The organism is Thiospirillum jenense, from assembly GCF_014145225.1.
Taxonomy (GTDB): domain Bacteria; phylum Pseudomonadota; class Gammaproteobacteria; order Chromatiales; family Chromatiaceae; genus Thiospirillum; species Thiospirillum jenense.
Genome location: NZ_JABVCQ010000030.1, coordinates 24,979 through 42,047, shown reverse-complemented (window position 1 = coordinate 42,047; position 17,069 = coordinate 24,979). Strand labels below are relative to the sequence as shown.

The following is a 17,069-nucleotide window of genomic DNA, read 5'->3' as shown; positions in this document are numbered from 1 at the left end:
ATAAACCTTTATCCGTTTCACTTAAACTCAAGCTGTAGGAGAAGCACACATGGCGATTAGTTTGCAAAAGGGCGCTAATGTCAGTTTAACCAAAACTGACCCAGGATTAGTGAATGCGTTAATTGGATTAGGCTGGGATGCGCGTTCCACTGATGGTGCGGATTTCGATTTAGATTCCAGCATCTTTTTAGTTGGTGAATCGGGCAAGGTATTATCCGATGCGCATTTCGTGTTTTATAATCAAAAGACTTCACCAGATGGCGCCATTGTGCATTCGGGCGATAATTTAACTGGCGCGGGTGAAGGCGATGATGAATCTATTAGCGTCAATTTACCCGGCGTGGATGCCCAAATTCAGCGCATTGTGGTTGCCGTCACTATTCACGAAGCCGAAAGCCGAAAACAAAATTTTGGCATGGTGCGCAATGCGTTTATGCGGGTGGTGAATAAAGATAGCGATACCGAATTGGCCCGGTTTGATTTATCCGAAGATTACTCCACTGAAACTGCCATGATTTTTGGTGAGCTTTATCGCCATGGTGCCGAATGGAAATTCAAAGCCGTTGGTCAAGGATTTGCCGGCGGTTTAGGCGCATTAGCCAAAGATCATGGTGTCAATATTGGTTAAACTAAAGCGCACTGGAGCAAATAAATATGGCAATTAGTTTACAAAAAGGCGGCAATGTCAGTTTAACTAAAACTGATCCCGGCTTAATTAATGCAATAATTGGATTGGGTTGGGATGCCCGCACCACTGACGGCTCACCATTCGATTTGGATGTGAGCGTTTTTTTGGTTGGCGCGAATGAGAAAGTATTATCTGATGCGCACTTTATTTTTTATAATCAACGCACGTCACCTGATGGTGCGGTGGTTTATTCGGGTGATAATTTAACCGGCACGGGTGCGGGTGATGATGAAACTGTCATAATTAACTTGCCCGGTGTAGATGCGCAAATCCAACGCATTGTATTTGCTGTTACTATTCACGAAGCTGAAAGCCGGCGGCAAAATTTCGGCATGGTTCGCAATGCGTTCATGCGCATTCTTAATCAAGATAGCCAAACTGAATTAGCACGGTTTGATTTATCAGAAGACTATTCAATTGAAACCGCAATGGTGTTTGGTGAAATCTATCGCAGCGGTACTGAATGGAAATTCAAAGCCGTTGGACAAGGCTTCACCGGTGGATTAACCGCATTAGCTAAGGATCATGGTGTTAATATCGGTTAATTTCATTTGTTAATCATAATCGCCAGTGGTCTGTCATTCACTGGCGATTCACCATGATCTTGCATTGTTATGCCCATCTTCACTGTCACTGGCGAAATTGATCCATTTCTACATATTCACCTGCGCAAAGGCGAAAAAGTTTTTTGTGAATCCGGCGCAATGGTCATGTTAGAAGCCGTATTGCGCGTCAAAGGGCAATTACGCGGTGGAATTGGCCGTGCTTTATTACGCCGTTTAGCGAGTGATGAATCGCTCTTTCAACAAGAAATTGAAGCAATCGATGATGGCGATTGTCTATTAGCGCCAACTCTGCCGGGTTCAATTGAATTACTGCAAGTGACACCCACATCCGCTTATGTATTATCCGATGGCAGTTTTCTTGCCGCTGATATTGGCGTTGAAGTGCGTCCACAATTAAATACACTGGGCGGCGGTTTATTCGGCGGCACGGGTGGATTTATCATTATGAAAGCACGGGGTAACGGACAATTAGCTGTCTCTGGTTTTGGCGCAATCTTTACATTAGACATCAGCCCAGAACGTGAAACAGTTATTGATAATCATCATGTTGTCGCCTGGTCATCTGATTTGCATTATGAAGTCGGAATGCCGAATAGCGGGAGCGGCGGTTTTTTTGGCACATTAGTCAATTCTGTCACGTCGGGCGAGGGGCTTATTATTCGATTTCGCGGGCGCGGCAAAGTCGTAGTCTGCTCACGCAATCGATCTGTTTTCCGTCCACAACCGAGCGTTTAATTCTAAAACAGAGTCTTGAGGTAATAAAAAATGGCAATTAGTCTGCAAAAAGGTCAAAAGATTTCATTAGAAAAAGAGGCCGGAACAAGTCTCAACCATATCATTATGGGTTTAGGTTGGGATGCCGGTCAACGCAGTCAATCCGGTGGAATGTTTGGTGGTTTATTCAGCGGCGGTGGTGATAATAGCGTTGATTTAGATGCGTCCTGTTTATTATTTAATGAACAGGGGCAATTAGCAGATACCGTCTGGTTTCGGCAATTGCGCAGTCAAGACGGCAGCATTCAACATAGCGGCGATAATCGCACCGGTGAGGGCGAAGGGGATGATGAACAGATTCATGTTCAATTGTCGGCGATTCCAGCGCACATTAAAACGCTCATGTTCACCGTGAATAATTATACGGGGCAAGATTTTTCCCAAGTGGCAAATGCCTATTGTCGTATTATTAATGCGGCGAATAATCAGGAAGTGGCGCGCTATGATTTGAGTTGTCAAGGCGGGCATTCTGCAATGATTATGGCGAAAGTGTATCGGCATGGTGGCGAATGGAAAATGCACGCCATTGGTGACACGGGCCAGGGTAGAACGTTCGACCAATTGATGCCGCAAATCGCAGGTTATCTATAACGCTTGTTGATGATAGTAAATAAACAAAACAACATCTGCTGTCAATTAAAGTTGCACCAGTTTAGATGAGTGACAAATAGCAGTTTGTTATTGCTAAACATCACAGGTGCAACTTGTTTTTAAACACTGAGCCAATGCAGTTGTTTAATTGACCTGACAATAACGGTGATACACGTTTTTAATCAGCGTTGCTTCCAGCATAAAATGCGGATTGGCAATTTCTATCGTGGACGATAAATGCGGGCGATCTGCACGGCAAAACAGCGTGAGCGCATCAATTAGTGTCTCCGTTCCCCAATTGATACATTCCTGTATTAAAACATGACCGCCGGCGCGGCGAATTAATTCAGCATACAATTGACCGCTGACATTTTCAGCACGACAATGCGTATTAGGTTGGGTTTCATTCGCATCCGCCCAATTAGAATGGTGAATAAACGCTACCCCGGTTGTTTTTAATTTCGCCAGGATTTGTGGAATGTAAATTTCGTGGACATCCAAATCAGCATGGACGAGCGAATCGAATGAAAACACCAAATCGAAATGATGATCTGGCGCTGCCGCTAAACTCAATCCATCATTCACATCAAATTGAATGTGCGGTGGTTGCTGAATGAACGTGCGCTGACAATGCCCAATCACTTCATTGGCCATGTCAATCCCGTGATAGCCGCCGTGAATATGTCGCAATAAATGCCGCGTCCAGCGTCCATAACCGGGCGCGATTTCCAACACATGTTCAGCGGGCAAAAAGCGATGCAGACGCGGATATAATGACCCGAACCATTGTGCTTCGCTGCTGCCCCACGCTTCACTCCATTCTTCACCGCGTCCCTGCCAATCATAGCCACCATCCCAATAGGTTTTATTCCACGCCAGGTCGGGCATGTTGTCATTTCCTTTATTGTGCTAATCACATCTATTGCATTGACTAATGCTTAAGTTTTATTTAACCAACCGGGGTGTCTTCATGGGATTGCACTGGTCTAATATGCCGATAATGTGCCAATACCTTATCCACCGTATCACTCGCAACCACGCGCCCGTGTTCAATTAATACTGCCTTTTCGCACATATCACGAATTAAACGTTCTGAATGAGACGCTAATACAATAATAGCCGCTTTATTCCAAAACTCTTTTAAGCGCGCATTGGCTTTGGCCATAAAAGCGGCATCACCAGCGCTTAATCCTTCATCCAGTAATAAAATGTCCGGTTGAATAGCGGTTGACACGGCAAATCCCAAACGCATTCGCATTCCTAATGAATAGGTGCGCAGCGGTAAATTAAGAAAGTCACCTAACTCGGTGAATTCGGCAATGTCATGCGCTTGACGTTTTATTTCCCGTTTGGTCAAACCCAAATATAAACCGCGTAATAAGATGTTGTCATAACCAGTGGCTTCCATTTCCATTCCCAAGCCAATATCGAATAATGGCGCGACTTGACCGGCTATATTCACCTGACCTAATGCGGGTTCATAGATGCCAGCCAGAACGCGCAATAAGGTCGTTTTACCGGCGCCATTATGGCCAATTAACGCCACACGGTCGCCATGTTCAAAATTAAAGGTGACGTCTTCTAATGCTTGAACAATGGTGGTGCGTTTGGCGGTTGGTTCGGCACCAATCCGCCCACCGGTGCTGCTTGCCATTAAACGTTTTTTTAATGAACGGCCAGTGAGTTCATAGAGAGGAAAGCTGACGTGGACGTTGGTTAAATGAATATGCGCCATAAGCGGTTATTTAAATGAGAAGTGTCGCGGAGCAGGAGTGAATAGAGAGCGGCGGGTGTGTTTTAATCAAATGTCTAGTCATTGGTTAAAACACGGCGCCATGCAATGGGTGAATTAAACCCAATACGCAATCCGCCAACGATAGACGGTATAAAACACTAATGTAATGAACCAGCCAACAATGGTAATGGACAGCACGGATAACCATTGTTCAGGTGTTGGTGCTTGCCCTAATAATGGGGAGCGTACGATTTCAACGAGGTGATAAAATGGATTACCGGTCATAATGAATTCGCGCCCCGTCAGCATCTCCGGCCGCCAAATAATCGGGGTTAAAAAGAATGCGAGTTGCACAACAGAGGCAATGATTTGTGGCACATCACGAAACCGCGCACCAATTAACCCGAATAAAACACCGATCCATAAACCATTAATGAGAACTGCCAACAGTCCCGGAATAATATAAAAGACATTCCAGCCCGGGTTAATGCTGAAAATTAAAGCCGTGATAATATAGACCCAGATATTGTGGGCGAAAATGATTAGATTTGTCCACAAGACGCGATAGACATGTAATGATAATGGCCCCGGCAATTGGCGAATTAATGATTCTGAAGCAATGAAACTGCGGGTGCCGTCGAGTATTAAACCCGAAATTAACCCCCAAACAGTAAAGCCCGCTGCGACATAGGGTAAATAATCACCAACCTCTTGACGTAAAATGCCGGCATATAATAAACCGAGGGCTAATACCATGACGCCGAGTGAAATGGTGAGCCAAAATGGCCCGAGCATTGAGCGCCGATAACGATCATGGATTTCTTGCATCCCCATTGTTGACCATAATTCAATACGCAGGAAACCATCAATTAAATCGGCTAATGCTTTGCGCAGGTTATGAATGGTCAGCCCAGTTTTGAGTTGTGCGATGAGCCAAAATCCAGTTTGATTTTTGAGAGATGTCAACACGATAGCGAATAACGGCAGATGGCCGGCGGGAAAAATGATGCGCGTATCATAACGCGAATAGTGCCGCAATGCGCAATCCAAGGTGTGGATTTAATCGAAATCGGCAGCAGCGCATTCACCAGCCCGTTGGATAGCCAAGATAGTCATCGAGGGCAGTGATGCGCGGGCGATACAGCGTTTCTAATACCCGGCGCAAGGTCGGGCGTAATGGTGCGCCGTTGCCGCTAAAAGATTTGCGGTGTAATTGCGCGGCTGGCAGGGTTATAAAATGCTCGGCATCTATTGCTAAGTGATGCGCTAAACGAATTAACAGCGCCCGCGGTTCTTGCACGACGCATTCATAACGTAATAATAATAACTGCTCGGGTGGAAAAATACTCTGCCAATGGCGCAGTGCTAATTCATAATCGCCGCGCAGCAATGATCCCTGTGAATGAAAGTGGTCTATAAACCATTGATCGCTGGCTTCGGTGATGGTCATTTCAGCCCGATTTAATGCCATTAACGCGGCTGACCAGGCCCGATCTATTGGATTTCTAATTAAATAAAACAGCCGTAGGTGCGGCGCGATTTGATAAATCTGCGTAATGATTGCGGGCGGTAAAAACGCATAGGCGGGCGTGATTTCGCCTTCGCGTTGGGTTGGGTGAGTGAATTGATTCAAATAGCGCGCAATGGCGGCATCGTCGGGTTGATGATTCCAAAAGTGCTGTTCTTTGCCATTGGGAAAGTGAATCTCTGGATGGGTGTTTAATTGCTCAAAGAGCCAAGTGGTGGCGGATTTTTGCGCCCCGATACCGAGGAAATGAAACACGGTTTAATGCCTCATCAGTGATTAACACGCATAAAAAAACCGGCTCGTGAGAGCCGGTTTCAACATCAATAATAACGCTGCCCTAAGTGATTAACCAGATAGCGTTATCATCACAACAATTAACGTGACCAGTTATACCCGTGATCCAACATTTGCGCATAGTTCAGCGTACGGCCTTCCTTAGCACGGTTCTTCATCACGAAGCCATACACTGGCAATCCCACGAATGGGTTGGCGCCTGGTGTACCTGACACCCCACTGAATTGCAGATCCATCCAACCATACAACGCATCAGCGTTACCCAACGCATCTTGCGCATCAAACCGCGCTGACATGATGGATTGCAACGGCGCATCTTCTTCATTGGTGGCGAAGCGAATGACGTTGGTTTCAAACTTCAATTCTGCCTGTGCCGAGCCACCTGGTGAGAAGATCGGGCTGTCGGCAATCGCACCACCTTCTTCACGATCAAAGATCGCGGAAGAGTAACGAATGGCTGACTTGGCAATACCATCACTGCCCACGGCCCACAAATTATTGAATGGCGCTAACCGCATACTGGAGGGTGTGGCGCGAGTGCCATCCGCCAACACGGCAGTGTAGTTGGCACGTTCGTCACGCGCTGTGGAGGAATTGTCCTGCGCACATGCCAACACATTCGCGCCATCATTCCGCCACGCATTGTTGTTCGCCTGCACAATATGGCAGAACTGGTCAACGTGGAAACCCTTCGTTGGGAAGTTGACAATCCAGTCAGTGTAGGCAGCGTTATCGGCGTTATCCGCCCATTCGTTGACCACACTCGCCCAAGTGAAACGGCTTTCCAGCAGATTCAACGAACGCGCATCCCACAACCCATTCGGCATGGTCGCAATGGTCGGCTCGAGGAAGTAGTCTGGTGATTGCGCCGTCACTAAGTTAGCGGACTGATTACCACATACCCGCCCCTGCGGCGCGGCTTGACTGTTACAGGCGACGGCATCCAGATGCAGTGCTTGCACACCGCCACCCTGACCATTGACGCTGTTAACAAATGAAATGTTGCCCTTCAACGGTGCGTAAGACATGACCGAACCGTAACCGCGGCCGCTGTAAAGACCTAATGAATTACGATAAGCGGGTGCGCCATGCTTTTGGTTACCAGTGAAGCTGGCACCTAATGCTGGGAACCCGGCGTTGCCATCAGCGACTGACATTGCCCGTGCGCGGGCGCAATCGCGTGGCATACCAGCGACATGCTTGGTCAAATAACCAATGCCATCGTCATCAGGTACCACAGTGCTAAAGTCAGTCATACAGGCGCCGTCTGAGCGACATTCACCGATGACCATCAGCTCAATGTAACCTTCAGCAAGACGTGAATTGTCCGTTGGCCCACCGTCTGCGTTGCCGCCGGAAAATGCCATTGCACTCAAAGGAACGCCTTCAGCAGGCAGGGCAGGCGTGGTGCAAGTCGTATCGTCGGTACGGAACACCGGCGCATCGCCTTCGTTCAAGCCGGGCGTCAGGTAGCCATTCCACACGTCATGCGGCGACATCATCACGTTAAAGTCAAGAATGTCACGGCTATTCTGGGCTTCGTGGAAACGCACCTTCACCAGCAACGCATTGTTCGTGACGTTGGTAAAATTGATTGCGGTAGTCCAGCCACCATTGGTGGTGTAATACGGGACGATCAGCACCTGACCGGTACCGGTCGGGGCAAAGCCAATCGGATCGCCCGGGGTTTGCGCCATCGCTGCCATCGGCACCGAAATCACCGCCACCGCCCCCAGCGCGGAGGCAATCGCTGTACTCAAGCGCGCCTTCTTCATCTGTGTCATCGTCATGTCTCCATTCATTACGGATTAAAAAAAGCTATGGCTTCTGGCTCGAATTCTCAGGAGCCATGCCGGGTATGGTAACTGATTGGGATTGGTGCCACCACTCCCCATCCCGTCGAATCCACCGTTCTTGAGCAAATCGTTCAGTGCGCGTCAAATGATCTGTTCCGTCAACGGGGAAACTGTAATCAAGCAAAAAACTCAGCATTGCAGTGTCGGGTGTTGGATACTGCACGGCAATTGGTTCAATGCCATGCCAAGTGACAAAGGGACCAAACTGGGCATGAAACGTTTTGGCATCAGTCTTGGCACGAAACTCTGGCGTCTCAAATGTGTATGCCCGATCAAAATCACTGGCAATGAGCGCCGCCCAACGAGCTTGCAGGCGCTTGACCAACTGTACCGAGGTGGCGTCAGTCGGTAGGTTAGGCGTTGGACGCGGTGGGCGTAGCTTATCCGCCTCTTTCGTGCTTAACCCGAAAGGGCCGAAACGTGGCTCGGACAGCTCCTCGGGAGTAAATTGCCGAGTAGGCTTGTCAGTGACTGATGTGTGTGGTTCGTGCAACACCGCCGGTGATTGCGCCGAATCAACCACATTATCCACTTTTTGCCCGACGGCAGATGAGGAAAATAGCGGAAAAAACAACAGGCAGACCATAACGGCGCGCTGGTGGTCACGCATCAACTCACACGCGGTGATAACGCGGCGTGACCATTGGATGATTGGGAAGTTAATCAACACGGGCGACAATTTCGCAACTCAAAAATGGTGAGGTTTAAAATGTTAGTAAAAATGTACCCGTACTCCATGCAACTGTCAACTTTTTCGCAAAAAAAATCGTTTTTTTCGCAACGTGACCGCAGTCACGACGACGTCAATAATCTGTGTCAATTTGTTTTAAGAAAAAGTGATATAAATTGATTACTTAGGTTAGAGTAATGTAACTAAATATCCCTGCTAACCTAACGCAAATTCGCCCGCCACCCCGTTAGCTGTTGTAAAATAGCGACGATTATTCATTCAGGCAACAGCCATGCCCACCCATACCGCAACGCGCCACCATTCAAGATCGCAGGTTCTGACCCATTGTATTGTTTTTGTATTATTATCAATGATTGTCACCACGAGTGACGCAATGGACTATCGCGTATTAGCAACTTATCCGCACGATGTACACGCCTTTACCCAGGGATTAATATTCGCGGATGGTCAATTATGGGAAAGTACCGGACGGTACGGTTATTCATCATTACGGCGTGTCGAATTAACCAGTGGTCAAGTATTGCAGTCAGTGCGGTTACCGGCCAATGTATTTGCCGAAGGACTTGCCCAGTGGGGTAATTGCTTAATCCAATTAACTTGGCGCGCTGGCATCGCATTAGTGTATGATCGTACCACCCTGAAGCAGATCACGCAATTCAATTATCAAGGTGAAGGTTGGGGATTAACCAGCGACGGGCAATATTTAATAATGAGTGACGGCACGGCGCAGTTGCGTTGGATTGATCCCGTTACCTATCAAAACACTGGGCAAATTGAAATACGCGATGGCAAAATGCCACTCACTCAGTTAAATGAACTAGAATATATTAACGGCGAGGTCTGGGCAAATGTGTATGGACGTGATGCGATTGTCCGAATTGATCCATTAAAGGGTACGGTGCGCGGTTGGTTGGATTTAACCACGCTCTATCCAAAAGAACGGCGCCCGCCAACCGCGGATGTGATGAATGGAATTGCCTATGATCCGGCCACGCAGCGGTTATTTGTGACCGGTAAATATTGGCCGCTGTTATTTGTCTTGGAGTTGATTCATAATTGACTGACACCGAATTAATATTGATTGTCTCCAAGCGCGGGTACAATCAACTTCACGCCCTCATCATTAAATCTGTTTTGTTAATCGCCCAGTAGTATTTGATTAGATCAATTAACTTTTCAATTGCTTTTTCGTCAGGATTTATTCGCCACATGCACTTTCATTTTCATCCCCCACGCCTCGGTTTTGTTCTGCGCACCATGATTGTTACAACGGTTGCAGTAATGATCGTTGGATTATTATATGGCGTGCATCTTGATCGGATTGTGCGGAATAAGTTTGAAGGCAAACGTTGGGCGCTACCGGCGCGGGTTTATGCGCGACCATTAGAATTATACGTCGGGCGGGTATTAACACCGGCGACGTTCATTGGTGAATTGCAACGCATTAAATACCGTACTACGCCAACAACGCCGCACCCTGGCACTTATCAACAACAAGGCGAGCAAATCACGTTTCACACGCACGGGTTTCAATTCTGGGATGGCACTGAACCGCCGTTATTATTAACCGTGCGATTTGCGAATAATGTCATTACAGAATTGCGGGATGCCACGACCAATCAAGAGGTGGCGCTGGTGCGTTTAGAACCGGCGTTAATTGCCAATATTTATCCCACGCATAATGAAGATCGGGTGTTATTGACGCGGCGGCAGTTGCCTGATTTATTAATTAAAACGTTGCTGGCCGTCGAAGATCGCAATTTTTATCAACACGTTGGATTAGACCCAAAAGGCATTGCGCGGGCGGCGTATAAGAATGTATTAGCCGGGCGCACGGTTGAAGGTGCCAGTACCTTGACGCAGCAGTTGGTGAAGAACTTTTATTTAACCCAACAGCGCACGTTGGAACGCAAATTTAATGAAGCCTACATGGCGCTGTTATTGGAACGGCGGTATAGTAAAGATGAGATTCTGACCGCTTATACCAATGAGATTTACATGGGGCAAGATGGTAATCGCGCCATTCACGGCTTTGGATTAGCCAGTCAATTTTATTTTGACCGCCCGCTGGCGGAATTGCGCAGTGCCGACATTGCATTATTGGTGGCAATGATTAAAGGGCCATCTGAGTTTAATCCGCGCCGTCATCCAGAAAAGGCATTAGCCCGCCGCAATTTGGTATTAGATTTAATGGTGTATTATCAAATTATTTCACCGGCGGAGGGTGAAATAGCGAAGGCGACTGCATTAGGCGTTCACGACGGCGGCGGGCGGCCGGTGGGTGATTATCCGGCGTTTATTCAATTGGTGCGGCGGCAATTACAGCGCGATTATCGAGAAGAGGATTTACGCTCGGAAGGGTTGCGGATTTTCACGACATTAGACCCGTTAATTCAAAGTCACGCCGAGCAGGTAATGAAACGTGAATTAACTGCGATTGAACAGCGCCAGCAATTGCCGCTGGGTGAATTAGAAACGGCAATGGTGATGACCTCGGTGGCGCAGGGTGAAGTATTAGCATTAGTCGGGGCGCGTAAGCCCGGTTATCAGGGATTTAATCGCGCATTGGATGCGGTGCGTTCAATTGGTTCGTTAATTAAACCGGTGATTTATTTGACGGCATTGGCACAGCCAGAGCGCTATTCATTGGTGACGAAATTGGACGATCAACCCGTCAAATTGCGCATCGGCGGTGAATTGTGGCAGCCGCAAAATTACGATCATCGTAGTCACGGCGCGGTGCCGCTGTATCGGGCGTTGGCGAAATCGTACAATTTGGCCACCGTCAATCTTGGGCTGGAATTGGGCATCGATCAAATCGCGCAAACGTTGAATCAACTCGGGGCGTTGCGCGAAATCCGCCCGGTGCCGGCGATGCTACTTGGTTCGGTATCGTTGACGCCGATTGAATTGGCGCAGGTGTATCAAACCATTGCGGCGGGCGGATTTCGGGCGCCGCTGCGGGCGATTCGGGATGTGCAGGACGCCGCCGGGCAGCCGTTAAACCGTTACCCGCTGGCGATTGAGTCGGTGGTCAGCCCAGCGGCGGCGTATCTGACGCAGTGGGCGCTGCGCCGCGTGGTGGCGGAAGGCACGGCGACCTGGTTGCAACAGCGCCTGCCGTCTGGCTTGACCGTCGCCGGTAAAACTGGCACGACCAATGAATTGCGTGACAGTTGGTTTGCCGGCTTTAGTGGCGATAAGGTGGCAGTGATCTGGGTTGGGTACGATAATAACCAGCCGACGCGCTTGACTGGCTCAACTGGTGCGCTGCGGCTGTGGGGTGAATTGATGGCGGAGTTGGATCATCAGCCGCTCGGTGAGGTGATGCCCGACGGCGTGGAATTAGCGAGCGTGTGTGGCTACGATCAACCCGTTCCGTTTGTCAGCGCTCATGCCGGGGTCGGCGTGAATTGCGGCAGTGCCAGCAAACCGCGCCCCGCGAGTCGGGAACGGGATGGTGCTGACGCGGCGGCGCGGGATAACGCGCCTCGTGACGCGGCGGCAGATGATGAGGTCGTGACGCCCCCACCACCGGCACCAATTACTCCGCCACCACCGCGTCGTGCCGCACCACCTGAAGAAAATGCGTTTATGCGTGATTTTTATGATCGTTGATTCATTGATCATGGCTAATAATCATTCACTCGCGTCGTGATTAATCATTAACGATGTGTCACCTTAACTGTGTCATTCCGCAATTCCAATGAACAAACTCGTCGCGTTATCAATCGTTTTATTATTCTCATTCGCGCTACAAGCCTGCGCCATTCCGCAACGTGCCAGTCCACCCGCCCCCATCATTGACGGGGCGCGCACTGATCCCAGTTCCCGCCGAGTACAGCGCGTACCGGTGCCGATTCCCACCCGACCGCCCGCCCCGGCCCCGCGTGAAGAAATCCGCCCAACGCAGGTGTTTGCTTACGCCCCGCCGGCGGATGACAATGAGACTATCCGCGAAGTCGCCCCGCCACCGGTGACAGCGCCAGCATCGCCACCGCCAGTGGTGGCATCACCCGTGCCACTGCCGGCCGCTGAATCACCGTCAACCACGCCGCCACCGTCGCCTGCCGCGACCGCCGCGCCGCCACAGACGAATCAAATCACGGCTAATCCACCGATTAATCAAACGGTTACACCACCCGTCGTGCCAGCACCGCCACCCGTTGCCCGTCCGGCACCACTCACGCTCCCGCCGCCGGTGTCCACACCAGCGGAGGCGCCACACTCGTCACTGCCGCAACCCGTCACGGTGCCGCATTTGGCCGCGCCGAAATTACCGCCCGCAATCAATGCGTTATCGCAACAAGCCGAGCGGCAGCGGTTGAATGGCGACCATGCCGGTGCGGCGGCGACGTTGGAACGGGCATTGCGTTTGCAGCCACAGGAGGCGTACTTGTGGAATCGGCTGGCGCGGGTGCGGTTGGAACAGGGCATGACCGCGCAAGCCAATACGCTGGCGGTACGGTCGAATTCCTTTGCGGGTCATCAAGCCGACCTCAAGCGCAACAATTGGTTGATGATTGCCACTGCCCGCCGGCAAAGTGGTGATGCGCAGGGTGCGACCGACGCCGAGCGGAAAGCCAACGGTGGTTAGTCGAGTTCCGTTGTTGTGACGGCGGCCACTGTACCCACCCCGCCGCCGTGGCCAAGTCAACTGGCGGCGCTGTTTGCTTCGGATGGCGCACTGGCGCAGCAGTTGCGCGGCTTCCGCGAGCGCCCGCAGCAACTCTCGATGGCGCAGACCATTGCCCAAATCATCACCGCTGAAACCAGTTTGATTTGCGAGGCGGGGACGGGGACGGGTAAAACGTTGGCGTATCTCGTCCCCGCCGTGCTGTCAAAACGTAAAGTGGTGCTGTCCACCGGGACGCGGGCGTTGCAGGATCAATTGTTTCGCCACGATTTACCGTTGGTGCTGGCGGCGCTGAACAGTGCCGCACGGGTGGCGTTACTCAAAGGGCGGAGCAATTATCTGTGCCAATATCGGCTGGAGCGGGCGCTCGGGCGGGCGGCGCGGTTGAATCGTGACCTGCGGGCGGATTTGAGCCGCGTGCGCGACTGGGCGCAGGTCACGACGAGCGGCGACATTGCCGAGTGTCAAATTGCCGAAAATGCGTCCGTGTGGCCGCTGGTGACTTCGACGCTCGATAATTGTTTGGCGCAGGATTGCCCGCGTCTCAACCGCTGTCATCCGCAAGCAGCGCGGCGGCAGGCGCAGGAGGCGGATATTGTGATCGTCAATCACCACCTGCTCTGCGCCAACTTTGCTTTGCAACTCAACCAGGTCGGGGCGGTGATTCCTGAGCCGCAATGTTGGATCATTGACGAGGCGCACCAGTTACCGGAAATCGCCATGCAGTTTTTTGGGCTGGCGCTGAGTACAAAACAAGTCCTTGATTTAACAGACGATTTAGTCACCGCCGCCGACAGTGAACACGATTTGATTGGCAGCGCGCCGGGGTTATCTGCCGCCGTGACCGCCTTGACCACCGCCGCGCACACGTTGCACCAAGCCTTTGCGAATGTGACCGGGCGGGTGGCGTGGCAAGATTTGGATGATCCCGAGCCGATTCTCCGCGTGCTGGCGCAGTTGGGTGAGGCATTGACGGCGGTGGCCGATTCGCTGACAGCGGTGGCGGGTCAAAACAAAGAGTGGGATCGCGGGCGGGAGCGGTGCGCGGATTTACTCAAACGGCTGGCGCGCCTCGCCGCACCGCCGAGTGAAGCCGATGCCGACTGGGTGCGCTGGGTGGACGTGCAAAATTGGGGGATGCGGTTGCACTTGACGCCGCTGGATGTTGCACCAATCTTTGCAGCATTGCGCGAGCAGGCGCCGGCGACGTGGATTTTGACCTCGGCGACCATGACCGTCGGTGGCAGTTTCGATCATTTTGCCCGTCAAATGGGCTGGGGGGCGGAGGTGCGCACCGCCAGTTGGGATAGCCCGTTTGATTACCCGCGTCAGGCGCTGTGGTTTTTACCACCCGACATGCCCGATCCGTCCACCGCGCAATACACTCAGCGCGTCGCCGTCATTGCGCGTGAATTAATCACCATTGCCCAGGGGCGCACGTTTTTATTATTCACCAGTCACCGTGCATTACGCGAAGTCGCCGCACAATTTGATACCCCGTCATTCGGTTATCCATTATTAATTCAAGGCAGCGCCCCGCGAGCGGCATTATTAGATCGCTTTCGTTCTTTGGGCAACGCGGTATTACTCGGCAGCACCAGTTTTTGGGAAGGCGTGGACGTGCGCGGCGAGGCGTTATCGTGCGTTATTATTGATAAACTGCCATTTGCAATGCCGGATGATCCGATTTTGCGGGCGAAAATTGCCGCGTTGCAACGTCAGGGTTTGAATCCGTTTTTAGAATATCAATTGCCGCACGCGGTGATTGCGCTAAAACAAGGGGCAGGGCGGTTAATTCGAGATGACACGGATCGCGGTTTATTTGTCGTGTGCGATCCGCGTTTATTAACTCGGCGATACGGAACCGCCTTTTTTAATAGTTTGCCGCCCATGACGCGCACTCAAGAACTCGCCGCCGTGCGCGCTTTTATGCAGCCGCCGGAGACATTAACGCCAGCGGTTAAACCAATTAAACGGCGGCGAGCGCGGACAATTAAAAAAACTGAGGATAATTGACTAACGCTGAATGATTTGCCAGTGCGGCCGCCGCCATCATCCAAATCGTGGCATTGCGCTTGCTTTAAATCCGTTGTCATTGACAAATGACCAGTCACACCCGCCGTTTATTGGCGATAATACGACATCGCAACAGGCAATTGTCATCTTGATAACCAAACAACTGCCCATTTAATTCTGACCAACGTGCATTGCCGATCATGTGGTCAACCCCGACATCACCGCAATAGGATTTATCATTTGTGCTATGAGCGCCACCACCGATAATTATGAACATTTGGTTAATGCCGAATACGAACACGGCTTTGTCACCGAGATTGAATCCGACACGCTGCCGCCTGGGTTGAATGAACAAGTCATTCGCACCATTTCCACCCGCAAACAAGAACCGGCGTTAATGACCGAGTGGCGATTAGCGGCCTATCGGCATTGGTGCGAGATGCCCGCGCCTAATTGGGCGGCCATTCAACACCCGCCAATTGATTTTCAAGCGATTTCTTATTTCTCCGCGCCGAAACAAACGCCCAAATTAAATAGTTTAGACGAAGTGGATCCGCGGTTATTAGACACCTATAATAAACTCGGTATTCCACTGGAAGAACAAAAAGTATTAGCGAATGTCGCGGTGGACGCCGTATTTGACAGCGTATCCGTTGCCACCACCTTTCGCAGTAAATTGGCCGAAGTCGGCGTTATCTTCTGTTCTATTTCCGAAGCCATCCGCGATCATACCGAATTAGTCATGCGTTATTTGGGGACCATTGTTCCACCAAGTGATAACTTTTATGCCGCACTCAATGCCGCCGTATTCACAGACGGCACCTTCGTTTATATTCCAAAACACACCCGTTGCCCAATGGAATTAAGCACCTATTTTCGGATTAACGCGGCCAAAACTGGGCAATTTGAACGCACCTTAATTATTGCCGATGAAGGCAGCTATGTGTCTTATTTGGAAGGTTGCACCGCGCCGCAACGTGATGAAAATCAACTCCATGCCGCAGTGGTTGAGTTAATTGCAATGGATGATGCCACCATTAAATACTCCACCGTGCAGAATTGGTATCCGGGTGATGAAAACGGCCGCGGCGGGATTTATAATTTCGTCACTAAACGCGGTGAATGTCGCGGCGCTCGATCAAAGATTTCTTGGACGCAAGTTGAAACCGGCTCGGCAATTACCTGGAAATATCCCAGTTGTATTCTGCGTGGTGATGATGCGATTGGTGAGTTTTATTCAGTAGCGGTCACTCGCGGCTGTCAACAAGCCGATACGGGAACAAAAATGATTCATTTGGGGCGGAATACGCGCTCGACAATTGTGTCAAAAGGAATCTCCGCCCAACGCGGTCAACAATCCTATCGGGGATTAGTGCGCATTGCCGCCAAAGCCGAACAAGCGCGCAATCATACCCAATGTGATTCATTATTGATTGGCGACCGCTGCGCCGCGCACACCTTTCCCTATATCGAAGTGAAAAATCCCACCGCTCGAATGGAACACGAAGCGACTACATCAAAAATTAGTGCCGATCAATTGTTTTATTGTCAATCACGCGGGCTATCAGAAGAAGATGCCGTGTCAATGATTGTCAATGGTTTTTGCAAACAGGTCTTTAATGAACTGCCAATGGAATTTGCCGTTGAAGCGCAAAAATTATTGAGTATTAGTCTGGAAGGGGCGGTTGGTTAAC

General features: G+C 50.5%; 15 protein-coding genes. 9 read left to right on the top strand and 6 right to left on the bottom strand.

What is annotated here, in order from left to right; genetic code table 11:
• Positions 1-49 precede the first annotated feature (49 nt).
• From HUK38_RS12090 to HUK38_RS12075, 4 genes are all read left to right on the top strand, one after another.
• A complete protein-coding gene (locus HUK38_RS12090; RefSeq protein WP_182584585.1) occupies positions 50-628 on the top strand; it encodes a TerD family protein in 579 nt (192 codons plus the stop codon).
• Positions 629-654: 26 nt separating this feature from the next.
• Positions 655-1,233 carry a TerD family protein gene (locus HUK38_RS12085; protein WP_182584584.1) on the top strand — a complete coding sequence of 193 codons (579 nt, stop codon included), beginning with the start codon at positions 655-657 and terminating at the stop codon, positions 1,231-1,233.
• 69 nt (positions 1,234-1,302) lie between these two features.
• Entirely contained in the window at positions 1,303-1,989 is a 687-nt protein-coding gene (locus HUK38_RS12080; RefSeq protein WP_182584583.1) for a TIGR00266 family protein, read from the top strand.
• 30 nt (positions 1,990-2,019) lie between these two features.
• The gene (locus HUK38_RS12075; RefSeq protein ID WP_182584582.1) at positions 2,020-2,619 is read left to right on the top strand and encodes a TerD family protein; all 600 of its coding nucleotides are present in this window, start codon (positions 2,020-2,022) and stop codon (positions 2,617-2,619) included.
• 144 nt (positions 2,620-2,763) lie between these two features.
• On the opposite strand, the gene HUK38_RS12070 is transcribed toward HUK38_RS12075, so the two are convergent.
• The 6 genes from HUK38_RS12070 to HUK38_RS12045 form a co-directional block, all read right to left on the bottom strand.
• Positions 2,764-3,507 (bottom strand): class I SAM-dependent methyltransferase, encoded by a 744-nt coding sequence (locus HUK38_RS12070; RefSeq protein ID WP_182584581.1) that lies wholly within the window; start codon positions 3,505-3,507, stop codon positions 2,764-2,766.
• 61 nt (positions 3,508-3,568) lie between these two features.
• The gene (locus tag HUK38_RS12065) at positions 3,569-4,354 is read right to left on the bottom strand and encodes an ABC transporter ATP-binding protein (RefSeq protein ID WP_182584580.1); all 786 of its coding nucleotides are present in this window, start codon (positions 4,352-4,354) and stop codon (positions 3,569-3,571) included.
• A gap of 114 nt (positions 4,355-4,468) precedes the next feature.
• Positions 4,469-5,392, bottom strand: coding sequence for an ABC transporter permease (locus HUK38_RS12060; RefSeq protein ID WP_182584579.1), 924 nt, complete (start codon positions 5,390-5,392; stop codon positions 4,469-4,471).
• Between the two features lie 46 nt (positions 5,393-5,438).
• A complete protein-coding gene (locus HUK38_RS12055; protein ID WP_182584578.1) occupies positions 5,439-6,137 on the bottom strand; it encodes a sulfotransferase in 699 nt (232 codons plus the stop codon).
• Between the two features lie 119 nt (positions 6,138-6,256).
• Positions 6,257-7,966 carry a hypothetical protein gene (locus tag HUK38_RS12050; RefSeq protein ID WP_238787633.1) on the bottom strand — a complete coding sequence of 570 codons (1,710 nt, stop codon included), beginning with the start codon at positions 7,964-7,966 and terminating at the stop codon, positions 6,257-6,259.
• Positions 7,967-7,994: 28 nt separating this feature from the next.
• Positions 7,995-8,642, bottom strand: a complete 648-nt coding sequence (locus HUK38_RS12045) for a nuclear transport factor 2 family protein (protein WP_182584576.1) — start codon at positions 8,640-8,642, stop codon at positions 7,995-7,997.
• 430 nt (positions 8,643-9,072) lie between these two features.
• Here HUK38_RS12045 and HUK38_RS12040 point away from each other — a divergent pair, with 430 nt between their 5' ends.
• The 5 genes from HUK38_RS12040 (at position 9,073) to sufB (ending at position 17,068) form a co-directional block, all read left to right on the top strand.
• Positions 9,073-9,783 carry a glutaminyl-peptide cyclotransferase gene (locus HUK38_RS12040; RefSeq protein ID WP_182584575.1) on the top strand — a complete coding sequence of 237 codons (711 nt, stop codon included), beginning with the start codon at positions 9,073-9,075 and terminating at the stop codon, positions 9,781-9,783.
• 149 nt (positions 9,784-9,932) lie between these two features.
• Positions 9,933-12,341 carry a penicillin-binding protein 1B gene (gene mrcB, locus HUK38_RS12035; RefSeq protein ID WP_182584574.1) on the top strand — a complete coding sequence of 803 codons (2,409 nt, stop codon included), beginning with the start codon at positions 9,933-9,935 and terminating at the stop codon, positions 12,339-12,341.
• 88 nt (positions 12,342-12,429) lie between these two features.
• Positions 12,430-13,320: a tetratricopeptide repeat protein gene (locus HUK38_RS12030; protein WP_182584573.1), complete on the top strand. Its 891-nt coding sequence runs from the start codon at positions 12,430-12,432 to the stop codon at positions 13,318-13,320.
• A gap of 15 nt (positions 13,321-13,335) precedes the next feature.
• Positions 13,336-15,375 carry a DNA repair helicase YoaA gene (locus HUK38_RS12025; RefSeq protein WP_338065416.1) on the top strand — a complete coding sequence of 680 codons (2,040 nt, stop codon included), beginning with the start codon at positions 13,336-13,338 and terminating at the stop codon, positions 15,373-15,375.
• A 247-nt stretch (positions 15,376-15,622) separates the two neighbouring features.
• On the top strand, positions 15,623-17,068 hold the full coding sequence (gene sufB, locus HUK38_RS12020; RefSeq protein ID WP_182584572.1) for a Fe-S cluster assembly protein SufB: 1,446 nt from the start codon (positions 15,623-15,625) through the stop codon (positions 17,066-17,068).
• Position 17,069 lies beyond the last annotated feature (1 nt).

Bases quoted from the DNA above. Each gene is read 5' to 3' on its own strand.
- HUK38_RS12090 (WP_182584585.1), top strand. From the start codon at position 50: ATGGCGATTAGTTTGCAAAAGGGCGCTAATGTCAGTTTAACCAAAACT.
- HUK38_RS12085 (WP_182584584.1), top strand. From the start codon at position 655: ATGGCAATTAGTTTACAAAAAGGCGGCAATGTCAGTTTAACTAAAACT.
- HUK38_RS12080 (WP_182584583.1), top strand. From the start codon at position 1,303: ATGCCCATCTTCACTGTCACTGGCGAAATTGATCCATTTCTACATATT.
- HUK38_RS12075 (WP_182584582.1), top strand. From the start codon at position 2,020: ATGGCAATTAGTCTGCAAAAAGGTCAAAAGATTTCATTAGAAAAAGAG.
- HUK38_RS12070 (WP_182584581.1), bottom strand. From the start codon at position 3,507: ATGCCCGACCTGGCGTGGAATAAAACCTATTGGGATGGTGGCTATGAT.
- HUK38_RS12065 (WP_182584580.1), bottom strand. From the start codon at position 4,354: ATGGCGCATATTCATTTAACCAACGTCCACGTCAGCTTTCCTCTCTAT.
- HUK38_RS12050 (WP_238787633.1), bottom strand. From the start codon at position 7,966: ATGACGATGACACAGATGAAGAAGGCGCGCTTGAGTACAGCGATTGCC.
- HUK38_RS12045 (WP_182584576.1), bottom strand. From the start codon at position 8,642: ATGCGTGACCACCAGCGCGCCGTTATGGTCTGCCTGTTGTTTTTTCCG.
- HUK38_RS12040 (WP_182584575.1), top strand. From the start codon at position 9,073: ATGATTGTCACCACGAGTGACGCAATGGACTATCGCGTATTAGCAACT.
- mrcB (WP_182584574.1), top strand. From the start codon at position 9,933: ATGCACTTTCATTTTCATCCCCCACGCCTCGGTTTTGTTCTGCGCACC.
- HUK38_RS12030 (WP_182584573.1), top strand. From the start codon at position 12,430: ATGAACAAACTCGTCGCGTTATCAATCGTTTTATTATTCTCATTCGCG.
- sufB (WP_182584572.1), top strand. From the start codon at position 15,623: ATGAGCGCCACCACCGATAATTATGAACATTTGGTTAATGCCGAATAC.